Source organism: Serratia proteamaculans (genome assembly GCF_949794035.1).
Lineage (GTDB): Bacteria > Pseudomonadota > Gammaproteobacteria > Enterobacterales > Enterobacteriaceae > Serratia > Serratia proteamaculans.
This window is the reverse complement of sequence record NZ_OX461105.1, coordinates 2,895,987-2,908,535: the sequence shown is the minus strand read 5'-3', so window position 1 is coordinate 2,908,535 and position 12,549 is coordinate 2,895,987. Positions and strand designations below refer to the sequence as shown.

The 12,549-nt window shown below is 53.7% G+C and carries 12 protein-coding genes; 9 read left to right on the top strand and 3 right to left on the bottom strand.

Annotated elements, in window-relative coordinates:
* Window positions 1-7 precede the first annotated feature (7 nt).
* Window positions 8-1,195: a zinc metallochaperone GTPase ZigA gene (gene zigA / locus QOT07_RS13555; protein WP_085117011.1), complete on the top strand. Its 1,188-nt coding sequence runs from the start codon at window positions 8-10 to the stop codon at window positions 1,193-1,195.
* Window positions 1,196-1,388: 193 nt separating this feature from the next.
* Here zigA and pspF read toward each other — a convergent pair whose 3' ends face one another.
* Complete coding sequence (gene pspF / locus QOT07_RS13550; RefSeq protein WP_261426483.1) at window positions 1,389-2,396, bottom strand: phage shock protein operon transcriptional activator; 1,008 nt, start codon at window positions 2,394-2,396, stop codon at window positions 1,389-1,391.
* A 184-nt stretch (window positions 2,397-2,580) separates the two neighbouring features.
* Between pspF and pspA the strand changes: the two genes are divergently transcribed.
* From pspA to pspD, 4 genes are all read left to right on the top strand, one after another.
* Complete coding sequence (pspA, locus tag QOT07_RS13545; RefSeq protein ID WP_085117009.1) at window positions 2,581-3,246, top strand: phage shock protein PspA; 666 nt, start codon at window positions 2,581-2,583, stop codon at window positions 3,244-3,246.
* Window positions 3,247-3,304: 58 nt separating this feature from the next.
* Entirely contained in the window at window positions 3,305-3,532 is a 228-nt protein-coding gene (gene pspB / locus QOT07_RS13540; protein WP_012145351.1) for an envelope stress response membrane protein PspB, read from the top strand.
* Window positions 3,532-3,891, top strand: a complete 360-nt coding sequence (gene pspC / locus QOT07_RS13535; protein WP_099062891.1) for an envelope stress response membrane protein PspC — start codon at window positions 3,532-3,534, stop codon at window positions 3,889-3,891. The genes pspB and pspC overlap by 1 nt, the downstream gene beginning before the upstream one ends.
* Window positions 3,892-3,986: 95 nt before the next feature.
* Complete coding sequence (gene pspD, locus QOT07_RS13530) at window positions 3,987-4,250, top strand: phage shock protein PspD (RefSeq protein WP_261417433.1); 264 nt, start codon at window positions 3,987-3,989, stop codon at window positions 4,248-4,250.
* Window positions 4,251-4,263: 13 nt separating this feature from the next.
* On the opposite strand, the gene QOT07_RS13525 is transcribed toward pspD, so the two are convergent.
* Window positions 4,264-6,111, bottom strand: coding sequence for a hypothetical protein (locus QOT07_RS13525; protein ID WP_262260390.1), 1,848 nt, complete (start codon window positions 6,109-6,111; stop codon window positions 4,264-4,266).
* Window positions 6,112-6,420: 309 nt separating this feature from the next.
* Between QOT07_RS13525 and QOT07_RS13520 the strand changes: the two genes are divergently transcribed.
* From QOT07_RS13520 to tyrR, 3 genes are all read left to right on the top strand, one after another.
* Entirely contained in the window at window positions 6,421-7,818 is a 1,398-nt protein-coding gene (locus QOT07_RS13520; protein ID WP_207976562.1) for a YcjX family GTP-binding protein, read from the top strand.
* Window positions 7,815-8,876, top strand: coding sequence for a YcjF family protein (locus tag QOT07_RS13515; RefSeq protein WP_207976564.1), 1,062 nt, complete (start codon window positions 7,815-7,817; stop codon window positions 8,874-8,876). The genes QOT07_RS13520 and QOT07_RS13515 overlap by 4 nt, the downstream gene beginning before the upstream one ends.
* Window positions 8,877-9,205: 329 nt before the next feature.
* Entirely contained in the window at window positions 9,206-10,777 is a 1,572-nt protein-coding gene (gene tyrR, locus QOT07_RS13510; protein ID WP_099062895.1) for a transcriptional regulator TyrR, read from the top strand.
* 71 nt (window positions 10,778-10,848) lie between these two features.
* Here the strand turns inward: tyrR and tpx are convergent, their stop codons facing one another.
* Window positions 10,849-11,352: a thiol peroxidase gene (tpx, locus tag QOT07_RS13505; RefSeq protein WP_207976568.1), complete on the bottom strand. Its 504-nt coding sequence runs from the start codon at window positions 11,350-11,352 to the stop codon at window positions 10,849-10,851.
* 223 nt (window positions 11,353-11,575) lie between these two features.
* Between tpx and ycjG the strand changes: the two genes are divergently transcribed.
* Complete coding sequence (gene ycjG / locus QOT07_RS13500; RefSeq protein WP_261417430.1) at window positions 11,576-12,547, top strand: L-Ala-D/L-Glu epimerase; 972 nt, start codon at window positions 11,576-11,578, stop codon at window positions 12,545-12,547.
* Window positions 12,548-12,549 lie beyond the last annotated feature (2 nt).

Genomic DNA, 12,549 nt, shown 5'->3' with positions numbered 1-12,549 from the left:
GACTGCCATGAATCCATTACCCGTAACCGTGCTTTCCGGCTTTCTTGGCGCCGGTAAAACCACGGTGCTGAACCATATTCTGAATAATCGCCAGGGCATGCGCGTGGCGGTGATCGTTAACGACATGAGTGAAGTCAACATTGACGCCGCGCTGGTCGAGAACGAAGTCCAGCTCGATCGCCAACAGGAGAAGCTGGTGGAGATGAGTAATGGCTGCATTTGCTGCACGCTGCGTGAAGATCTGCTGATCTCGGTACGCGAACTGGCGCAGGCCGGCCGGTTTGATTATCTGCTGATCGAGTCCAGCGGCATCTCCGAACCCTTACCGGTAGCGGAGACCTTCACTTTTGAGGACGAGCAGGGGGAAAGCCTGTCGCACTTCGCCCGCCTGGATACCCTGGTCACGGTGGTGGACGGGGTTAACTTTATCCAGCAGTACCAGCAGGCACAGTCGCTGCAGGAAGCGGGGCAAAGCCTGGGCGAGGATGATTTACGCAGCGTGGCCGATCTGTTGATCGAGCAGATTGAGTTCTGCGACGTGATGCTGGTGAGTAAAACCGACTTGCTGACTGCGGAACAGCAGGGCGAAGTGATGGCGCTGCTCGCCAGCCTGAATCCGGATGCCAATATTATCGCCATCTCCCCCGGTAAACTGCCGCTGGAGGCGGTGTTGAACACCGGCAGCTTCAGCTTTGACAAAGCACAGCAGGCACCGGGTTGGCTGAAAGAGTTGCGTGGCGAACACCTGCCGGAAACAGAAAACTACGGCATCAGCAGTTTTGTCTATCAGGCGCGGCGACCCTTTGCACCGGATAAATTCTATCGGGTGATCAATGGCGACTGGGGCGGTGGCAAGCTGCTGCGGTCCAAAGGCTTCTACTGGCTGGCGACGCGTCCGCGTCAGGCTGGGCAGTGGAGCCAGGCCGGTGGCATCGCCCACTATGGGCTGGCGGGGACTTTCTGGCGTGCCATTGCGCAAGATAACTGGCCGCAGGATGAAGAGACTCAGGCGCAGATTAGGGAAAAATGGGTCGAGCCTTTTGGTGATATGCGTCAGGAACTGGTGTTTATCGGTCAAAATCTGCAGCAGGCCGAAATAACGCGTTTGCTGGATGCCTGCCTGCTGAACGACGAGGAAATGGCGGCCGGTGTGGACTATTGGCATGAGATGGCCGATCCCTTCCCTGAGTGGTAATTGCACAATGACAGTGTGGTAATGAGAAAAATTCTCAACAAAGTGCTTTACAGGTGATACTGAGAACTATTATCATCATCTGGCAGTTCACGGAAGGCCACAGCTTGTGGCTCTGCTGTGAAAGGCACGACATTGCTCACATTGCTTCCAGTGTTTTTTAAGCCAGCTCGGGTGCTGGCTTTTTTTTTGCCTGTTATTCTTCCTCTGCCTCGCCATTTTGCAACAGCGCGTGCTTTTTCAGCATGCCGCGCAACTGGTGATAGGTCAGCCCCAGCAGCTCCGCCGCCTTACGCTGATTAAATCTTCCCTGTTGCAGCGCCGCTTCAATCAGCGATTTTTCCTGCGCCAACTGCCAGGTTTTCAAATCCAGCGGCAGTGTGGGGCGTTCATCACCCGTCTCGCGTTGGGTGGGCAATGGCAGGGTTTCCCGTTGGGCGAACGGATTGATGATGATTTCATCCAACGCGCTGTCACTGGTACCGTGCCGATATACCGAACGTTCTACCACGTTTTTCAGTTCACGCACGTTGCCCGGCCAGTGATAACCGAGCAGGGTGTCTCTGGCGCGTTCGGTAAAGCCGGGGAACAGCGACAGCGACAGCTCGCGGCACATCTGAATCGCAAAGTGTTCGGCCAGTAACATGATGTCTTGCTGCCGCTGGCGCAGCGGCGGCAACTGCACCACGTCGAATGCCAGACGGTCGAGCAAGTCGGCGCGGAATTTACCCGCCGCCGCCAGTGCAGGCAGGTCGTCATTAGTAGCGCACACCAGCCGGACATCAACCTGCAGCGGCTGGCTACCGCCAACGCGTTCCAGGTGACCGTATTCAATTACCCGCAGCAGTTTTTCCTGTACCAGCATTGGGGCGGTGGCCAGCTCATCGAGAAACAAAGTGCCGCCGTCGGCACGTTCAAAGCGACCAAGATGACGCTTCTGCGCGCCGGTAAAGGCACCTGCCTCGTGGCCGAACAGTTCGGAGTCCAGCAGGTTTTCATTCAGCGCCGCGCAGTTAAGCGAGATAAACGGCCCCTGCCAACGGTTGGAAAGGTAATGCAAACGGTGGGCAATTAATTCTTTACCGGTACCGCGCTCGCCGATCACCAACACCGGTTTGTTCAACTTTGCCAGTTGCGAGACTTGCTCCAATACTTCGACAAAGGCATTTGCTTCGCCCAGCAGGTTTTCTAACTGTTCGCTCATGATGAAATTCGCCAATGTTTGGTGAAAATAATCACTCTACAGTAAGTCCGCAGAGAGTCAAAAACAAATAATTGTTGTTATTCAATGAAATAAAAGTTGGCACGAGTTTTGATTAAGTCTTAGAGAAATCTGTATGACCTAACGCGGCGCTTCAGACGCCATCAGAACCAAGAGGAAGTGAATTATGGGTATTTTTTCTCGTTTTGCCGACATCGTGAACGCCAACATCAATACGTTGCTGGATAAGGCGGAAGATCCGCAAAAGCTGGTCCGTTTGATGATCCAGGAGATGGAAGACACGTTGGTTGAAGTGCGTTCTACCTCAGCGCGTGCGCTGGCGGAGAAAAAACAGTTGCTGCGCCGCATTGAGCAGGGTGAAAACCAGCTTAGCGATTGGCAGGACAAAGCCGAACTGGCGCTGCGCAAAGAGAAAGAAGATCTGGCCCGTGCGGCCCTGATCGAAAAACAAAAAGTGGCCGACCTGATCTCTACGTTGACCCATGAAGTGTCTACCGTAGAAGAAACGCTGGCGCGCATGAAAAGCGAAATCGGCGAGCTGGAAAACAAGCTGACCGAAACCCGCGCTCGCCAGCAGGCGCTGACATTGCGTCATCAGGCGGCATCATCTTCCCGCGACGTACGCCGTCAGCTCGACAGCGGCAAACTGGATGAGGCGATGGCACGTTTCGAGCAGTTCGAACGCCGCATCGACCATATGGAAGCCGAGGCGGAAAGCGTCATCATCGGTAAAAAGAAGTCTCTGGATCAAGAATTTGCCGAGCTGAAAGCCGACGATGCCATCAGTGAGCAGCTGGCGGCGCTGAAAGCGAAAATGAACCGCTCTGAGTAAGGCGACAGCGGCCACGGTGATGTGGCCGCTCACCAAGACGCATTAAGAAGGAAAAGAAATGAGTGCTCTATTACTTGCCATTCCGTTGACAATCTTTGTGTTGTTTGTCGCACCGATTTGGCTTTGGCTGCATTACAGCAATCGGCAACAAAACGGCATTCAACTGAGCCATCAGGAAATGCAGCGTCTGGCGCAGTTGGCGGAAGATGCCAAGCGCATGCGTGAACGCATTCAGGCGCTGGAAGAGATCCTCGATGCAGAACACCCGAACTGGAGACAGTCTTGATGAACAACACTCTGGGCAGTAAAAAGCTTTATCGCGTCCCTGAAGAAGGCATGCTGAAGGGCGTCTGCGCCGGTCTGGCCCATTATTTTGACGTGCCGGTGCGCCTGATCCGAGTGATTGTGGTGCTGTCGATGTTCTTCGGACTGTTCTTCTTCACCCTGATCGCCTATTTCGCCCTGGTGTTCGTGTTGGATGAAGCACCGGCCAGCCGTTTTGACGGCGAACAGCAAAAAACACCGCGCCAGTTGCTCGACCAATTAGAGTACGAGCTGGGCAGTGGCGAACAGCAACTGCGGCAGGTTGAGCGTTATGTCACGTCGGATACCTTCGGCGTACAGAGTCGTTTCCGCAAGTTATAACCCCGCCTTGAGTGCAATGGCCTGCGCGTGGCGCAGGTCAGGCATTGCAGCTGACATCATCCTGTTGAACAAAATTGTGCCGGAGGGCATTGATAATGAAAAAAACCTATGCCGTAAATGCCGTTAAATCCGGTGGATTTAAACAAGGAGCCGGTACAATGTTGAAGACATTGTCTAAAGTCATCATCATAGCGTTACTGAATTACGGCCCGGCAGGGGCGGCCGGTTGGCTGCTGCGTACCGTGGGTCGCAAACCGATTCGCTTTGTCCTGGCGCTGGTGCTGGAACCACTGTTCCGCAAAGGCCTGAACAAGCTATTTGGGCGTTATGCTACAGATGAAAAAATACCGCCCAAGTAGGGCGGTATGAACTTTAATTGGCGGTCGTCGCTTTCGTTCCTGGGGTTGCCAGATAGACCCAGTCAGAGCCATCGCTAATAATGGCCTGAGCCGCTGGCGAGCCGGCGGTATTGGTGCAAAAAATGACGGTACCTTTACAGGAGACCGCAGCAGGAAGCTGGGAAAGCGTCATTGAAGATAAATTGGTACCAAAGCGACTGATGCGGCTATTGGGCCGCCAGCCCGTAGCCGTTTTCACCCAGCTGTAAATTGCACCTTCTTGATCCCCGGAAACTGCCGTATTGAACCATTCGGAGCCAATGGGGCGCATGGTACCGCCGAGCTCCTTGGGACCATCGGCAACGCGCGCCACGGTATAGTTGGATCTACCCGGTTGATATGAGCTACCGTAACTTGTGCTGATGGTTGTGGCTCCTTCAACATCGACATCGATGACCGAACCTGCGCCAGAGCGCGATACATAACGAAAATCTCCGAGGCAGCGGCCGCCAAGGAAGCGTAGATTACTAGTGTTGCTTCTTACGCTGCCGTATTGACAGTCGACCAGATCGATTCGGGTATTGGCACCGTCTTCAGTAATGGCAACCTCGCCGGAAAATTGGGTGTCAGAAATAGTTCCTGCATAGGATGGGTAATTCCACTTCAGATTTGCTAACCGGCAATTGCTGATCATGGCTTTCACACTAGGTGAAAAATTCATGTCCTGCAGCCAACATCCATTCATGAAAATATTGAACTGCTTGCCTGATGCCGCATGCGTAACATCGCCGCCTCGGTTAATGTTGGTAGCATATAAAACGCCATACCCTGTACTATATGTCAGGTGCTTTACTTCTGATGCCTGAATTTCATTTAGATAAACCTCACCTGAGTTGTTCATATATAACAGGCAACTGGCGTTAGGGTTGCTGCCCATCAGCTTTTTTAATGGTCCGGTACGGTGTTCCATATGTAAATTTCTGAACCAAAGACCAATGCCACCGTGAACGTAGATTGTCGGGCTGATTAAGTTTGCCTCCCATTGACAGTCTTCGAAACGCAACATATTGCATTCATCATCTTTGATGGTTGAGGTTAAGTGAATAGGGGCTAATAGCATTTTCCCATAATCTGTAATGTCAGTATAACTGTTATAATCACCTGACGTTCTGCCGCATCCCTGAACCTCCAGGAATTTAAAATAACTGTCCTGCACCTTATCAAGATAGAGGCCAGCCCCTTTGCAGTAGAGAATGCTTACATTCTGTACTTGCACGTAACCTGCATGCTTGATACTTAATCCACTAATTATTTTATAATTACCGATAATTTGAAAGTTTTTGAAATTAACGCCGCTATAGGTCATCTCTCCTGGGTTGGCTGTTACGGTTATTACCCCGCTAACGTCATGAATATCAGTCAGATCTGGCCCTGAGTAGGTTAACGCTGCTCTCCCGTTAAAACTACTTTCACCGTAGAGTGCGATCCCGCGGTTAGCCGGGAAGATAATCGGCTTTGCAATATTCCAGTAACCACTTGGGATTTTTACTGAACGATCGCCTTGTATTAATGAAATGTTTTGAATAAACGTGCTATTATCTTTCAGCGTTGGGTCACAGCCGCCATCATATAAAGAAAGTTGTGTAAGGTCGTTCCTGCGCCACACTGCTGATGCTTGGCCGACTTTAATAGTGGAGTATCCACCATCGTCTATTGCATTAGGGATGTTGAGATGACCTGTAAACAGACCTCCGCCTTTACCTTTTCCGGCATAGTATTCAGTTAGAAATATACGCTGACCATCATACTCAGGAGAAATTATCCTTAAGTCATTCATGGAGTTTACAGTGACAATACTTTGCTCTAAATTAATTGCGTTCATAGGGCTCTCCGGGTAATATAAATTTTTATGGAATAGTATTTTTGACACCAAATCCTGTATGGATTAAAGGTGTATTGACGGGATTAATCCCAGAAAGATAATGCTATCTTGATCTTTTATTGGATGCGATATTAGAACGCTCTGCCATATACCACACAATGAAAGTTAAGGGGGTGGTGCAGGTGTCAAAAAAAACTATCTATACATAAAATAGCCAAGCTTGTGACTATAATAATGAATATGGGCGCTAAGAATGATGGTTTTTTAACTGGCTGTTTTTTATGACAAAAGGAAGTAACTTTACGCAAAATGAAACGACTGCAAAATGAGTTAACGTCGCTGGTCAACCGCGGGATGGATCGTCACCTGCGCCTGGCGGTGACCGGCCTGAGCCGCAGCGGTAAAACCGCTTTTATCACCGCTTTCGTCAACCAATTGCTGCACGTTCACAGCGGTGCGCGTATGCCGCTGTTCTCGCCGGTGCGTGAAGAACGTCTGCTGGGCGTGAAGCGCATTCCGCAACGCGATCTCGGCATTCAGCGTTTTACCTATGATGAAGGGCTGGCACAGCTTTATGGTACTCCGCCGAGCTGGCCAACCCCGACGCGTGGCGTCAGCGAAATTCGCCTGGCGTTGCGCTACCGTTCCAACGATTCACTGCTGCGTCACTTCAAAGACACTTCAACGCTGTATCTGGAGATTGTCGATTACCCCGGTGAATGGTTGTTGGACTTGCCGATGCTGGAACAGGACTATTTGGCCTGGTCGCGGCAAATGGCCGGTCTGCTGCAGGGCGATCGCGCTGAGTGGGCCAAGCCCTGGCTGGAGTTGTGTAAAAGCTGCGATCCGCTGGCCCCGGCCGATGAAAACAAGCTGGCGGCCATCGCCCAGGCCTATACCGATTACCTGCTGCGTTGCAAAAGTGAAGGGCTGCATTTTATTCAGCCGGGCCGCTTCGTGCTGCCGGGCGATCTGGCCGGTGCACCGGCATTACAGTTCTTCCCCTGGCCCAATGTCGACAGTCTCGGTGAATCCAGGCTGGCGCAGGCGGATAAACACAGCAATATCGGCATGCTGCGTGCGCGGTTCAACTATTACTGCCAGACCATCGTCAAAAACTTTTATAAAGAGCATTTCGTCCGCTTCGATCGTCAGATTGTGCTGGTGGATTGCCTGCAGCCGCTTAACAGTGGCCCGCAAGCGTTCAACGACATGCGGCTGGCGCTGACCCAACTGATGCAGAGTTTCCACTACGGTAAGCGAACGCTGTTCCGTCGGTTATTTTCGCCGACCATCGATAAACTGATGTTCGCCGCCACCAAGGCGGATCATATCACTGCCGATCAGCACGCCAATCTGGTGTCGTTGCTACAACAGCTGGTGCAGGAAGCGTGGCAGAACGCGGCGTTTGAGGGCATCAGCATGGACTGCGTCGGGCTGGCCTCGGTGCAGGCTACCGAAAGTGGCATTGTCGACCATCAGGGGCAGCGCATCCCGGCGTTGAAAGGCAACCGTCTGAACGACGGAGCGCCGCTGACCGTGTTCCCCGGCGAAGTGCCGGCGCGCTTACCGGGGCCGACGTTCTGGCAAAACCAGGGCTTCCATTTTGATCAGTTTCGCCCCCGCGCGATGAGTGTGGATAGCCCATTGCCGCATATCCGTCTGGATGCGGTGATGGAGTTTTTACTGGGAGATAAATTGCGATGAGCGAGCCGATAAAACCGCGTATCGATTTCGAACAGCCGCTGCAGCCACCGCAGGAGCCGGTGTTACGCGCCAATGTGGCCTTCGATGAACAGCAGGCGGAAAGTTTTTTCCCGGCGGCACCGGAACTGGAGCAGGAAGAGGAAGAAGGGCGCGCCGAAGGCATTATCAACGCGGCGCTGAAACCCAAACGCAGCCTGTGGCGCAAAATGGTCACCGCCGGGCTGACGTTGTTCGGCGTCAGTGTGGTGGCACAGGGCGTGCAATGGGTACATACCGCCTGGGTGCAACAGGATTGGATCGCCATGGGCGGCGGTGTCGCGGGCGGCTTGATTGTCTTTGCCGGGGTGGGTTCGGTGGTGACCGAATGGCGTCGGCTGTATCGCTTGCGTCAACGGGCAGAAGAGCGAGATGTGGCACGCGAGCTGTTACACAGCCACGGATTGGGCAAAGGGCGTGAGTTTTGCGAGAAGCTGGCGCGCCAGGCCGGGCTCGATCAGGGACACCCGGCATTGCAACGCTGGCAGGCTTCGCTGCATGAAACTCAAAACGACCGTGAGGTCGTGGCGCTGTACGCCAAGCTGGTGCAGCCGGTATTGGATAATCAGGCGCGGCGTGAAATCAGCCGTTCAGCCGCAGAATCCACGTTAATGATCGCCGTCAGCCCGCTGGCAGTGGTGGATATGGCGTTTATCGCCTGGCGTAATATTCGGCTGATTAACCGCATCGCGGCGCTGTATGGCATCGAACTGGGTTACTTCAGCCGTTTGCGGTTGTTCCGCCTGGTGCTGCTGAATATTGCCTTTGCCGGTGCGTCCGAACTGGTACGCGAAGTGGGGATGGACTGGATGTCACAAGACCTGGCCGCCCGTCTGTCTGCCCGAGCGGCGCAGGGTATTGGTGCCGGTTTGCTGACCGCCAGACTGGGTATCAAGGCGATGGAGCTATGTCGTCCGCTGCCCTGGCTGGAGGGGGAAAAACCGAAGCTGGGTGATTTCCGCAGCCAACTGATTGGCCAACTGAAAGACACCCTGAAAAAGAGCGATAACAAAACCAAATAATCTGTCAGCGGCGCTCACCCAGGCGCCGCTGTTCATTCTTGCAGCAATCATTCCCCGCTAACACCAATACGTAACCCTCACTTGACGAAAGACGATCGCCCTGTAAATGCATTATATTTATCTGCAAATTTATTGGTGGTTGTGATAACTCTCTACAGATAAGCTAAAATGACGCCGATGGTGTCATTCACTTGCGTTTAAAATCATCAACAACAGCGATAAATCAGAGTTCTGTCAACTTTTGCTGACAGATTGCTTCTACCGCTCGGGGTGAGAGAGTATCATCGTTATCAGTCATCCCCGCACCTGCAGAGATAAGGCCAATACTGATGCGTTTGGAAGTTTTTTGCGAAGACCGGCTCGGTCTGACTCGAGAGTTACTCGATCTTTTGGTATTGCGCAGCATAGATTTACGTGGCATCGAAATCGATCCTATCGGCCGCATTTACCTCAATTTTTCCCAGTTGGATTTTGACACCTTCCGCGCGCTGATGGTCGAGATCCGTCGCATTGCCGGCGTGACCGATGTACGCACCGTGAATTTCATGCCATCTGAACGCGAACACCGCGCACTGCGCGCGCTGTTGGAGTCGATGCCGGAGCCGGTGTTCTCGATCGATATGAAGGGCAAAGTCGAACTGGCCAACCCGGCGGCGCAGGCGCTGTTCGGGTTCAGCGAAGACAAAATCCGTAACCAGACCGCCACCGCATTAATTGGCGGCTACAACTTCAACCGCTGGCTCGAGAGCGAGCAGACGACGCCGCAATCTGAACGGGTGGTGATCCGCAGTCAGGACTTCCTGATGGATATCACGCCAATCTACCTGGAAGATGAAAACCAGCAGAATGCCACCGTAGGTGCGGTAGTGATGCTGAAATCCACGGCCCGTATGGGACGCCAGTTACAGAATCTGTCGGTGAACGACGATACCGAGTTTGATCATATCGTTGCCGCCAGCCCGAAAATGCGCCATGTGCTGGAGCAGGCACGCAAGTTGGCAATGCTGGATGCGCCGCTGTTGATTGTCGGCGACACCGGTACCGGCAAAGATATTCTGGCCCGGGCCTGCCATTTGCGCAGCCCGCGTGGCAAGCAGCCGTTCCTGGCGCTGAACTGTGCCGCATTGCCGGATGACGTAGCGGAAAGTGAGCTGTTTGGCCATGCGCCTGGCGCCTATCCGAATGCGCTGGAAGGCAAGAAGGGCTTCTTCGAGCAGGCTCACGGTGGCTCGGTGCTGCTGGATGAGATCGGCGAGATGTCGCCGCGCATGCAGACCAAACTGCTGCGCTTTATTAACGATGGTACCTTCCGTCGTGTGGGTGAAGAACACGAAGTGCACGTGGACGTCCGGGTTATTTGCGCGACGCAGAAAAATCTGACCGAACTGGTACAACGTGGTGAGTTCCGTGAGGATCTTTACTATCGCCTTAACGTGCTGACCATCACTATTCCGCCGCTGCGTGAGCGTCCGCAGGACATCATGCCGTTGACCGAGCTGTTTGTGGCGCGTTTTGCCGATGAGCAGGGTGTCGCGCGGCCGAAGTTGGCGAACGATCTGGGTAGTTTCCTCAGCAAATACGGCTGGCCGGGCAACGTGCGACAGTTGAAGAACGCGATTTACCGCGCGTTGACGCAAACGGAAGGCTTCGAACTGCGCCCGCAGGACATCGTACTGCCGGAGTTCGAGGTTGAAATGTCACTCGGCGATGAGGTAATGGACGGCTCGCTTGACGATATCAGCAAGCGATTCGAACGCTCGGTGCTGACACGGCTGTACCGTACTTACCCAAGTACGCGAAAACTGGCGAAACGCCTGGGGGTTTCACATACCGCGATTGCCAATAAGTTGCGCGAATATGGCCTCAGCAGCCGTAAGCCTACTGGCGAAAACGAAGAATAAAAAAACGGGCGCCATAAGCGCCCGTTTCTACAGTTAACATTTAGAGGCCGGCATTCGTCGGCCTCTTGGTATTACTTCAGCGCAGCCAGCGCCGCATCGTAGTTCGGTTCGTGGGTGATTTCATCCACCAGTTCGCTGTACAGCACGTTGTCCTGGCCATCCAGCACCACAACCGCACGCGCAGTCAGACCCGCCAGTGGGCCATCGGTGATCTCAACGCCGTAAGCCTGTTTGAATTCAGCACCACGCAGGGTGGACAGGGTTACCACGTTGTCCAGGCCTTCTGCACCGCAGAAGCGTGACTGTGCGAACGGCAGGTCAGCCGAGATGCACAGCACTACGGTGTTATCCAGGCCGCTGGCCAGTTGGTTGAATGTACGTACTGAGGTCGCGCAAACGCCGGTATCAATACTTGGGAAAATGTTCAGAACTTTGCGTTGACCGGCGAAGCTGCTCAGCGCTACGTCTGACAGGTCTTTGGCAACCAGCGAGAAGGCTTTGGCTTGTTCGCCAGCCTGGGGCAGGTGGCCTGCAACGCTAACCGGGTTGCCTTTAAAATGTACTGTCTGAGTCATTAGCTTGATTCCTTTTACAAGTGTTTATACAAAGGGCATGAGCCTAATAAAATGGCCTTTCGGCCGCCTTTAACATTAGGTTCACACCCTGGCATCAGTTTATGTCAACAATTGTGGGTTGGATATATATAGTTTGCTAAATAGTTGTATATATTAGAGTGTGTCCAAAAAATCACCCGCGTATTCGTCCGATATTATGCGTAATTTCCGCTCAGGAGCCGTTATGAGAAGCATGCGTTTTTATCCAGAAGCCTGGCCATTACATACCGCTTTTGTTATTGCCCGCGGCAGCCGTACCGAAGCCAAAGTGGTGGTGGTCGAAATTGAGCAACAGGGCGTACGGGGTGTCGGTGAATGCACGCCTTATCCGCGTTACGGTGAAAGTGAGACTTCGGTGATGGAATTGCTGGCTGAAGTGGCACCGGTTGTTGAACAGGGTGTGACGCGTGAGCAACTGCAGCAGCTAATGCCAGCAGGCGCTGCTCGTAACGCCGTGGATTCCGCGTTGTGGGATTTGGAGTGTCAACTGAGTGGCCAGAGCCGTTGGCAGCGCAGCGGTGTTACAGAACCGGAACGTATTTTGATGGCGCAAACGGTCAGCATCGGTTCGCCGGAAGCCATGGCTTTCGCCGCGCGTGAACTTGAACAGCAAGGGGCACGGTTGCTGAAAATCAAACTGGACAATCATCTGATCAGTGAACGGCTGGTGGCGATCCGCGCGGCGGTGCCGGATACCACGTTAATTGTCGATGCCAATGAGTCCTGGCAGGCGGAAGGGCTGGCGGCTCGCTGCCAACTGTTGGCCGATCTGGGCGTGGCGATGCTGGAACAACCGCTGCCGGCGACGGATGACAGTGCACTGGAAAACTTTATCCACCCATTACCCATTTGCGCAGATGAAAGCTGCCATACCCGCGATGATTTGCCCAAGCTGGCCGGCCGCTATCAGATGGTCAATATCAAGCTGGATAAAACCGGCGGCCTGACCGAAGGACTGGCGCTGGCAGAGGCGGCGCGGGAACAGGGCTTCGCCATCATGCTTGGCTGCATGCTTTGCACCTCGCGGGCGATTAATGCCGCGCTACCCTTGGCACCGGGCGCGCGATTCGTCGATTTGGACGGCCCGACCTGGTTGGCGAATGACGTTGAACCGGGTCTGGCGTTTGAATGTGGGGCGATTAATCTCGCCCCGTAACC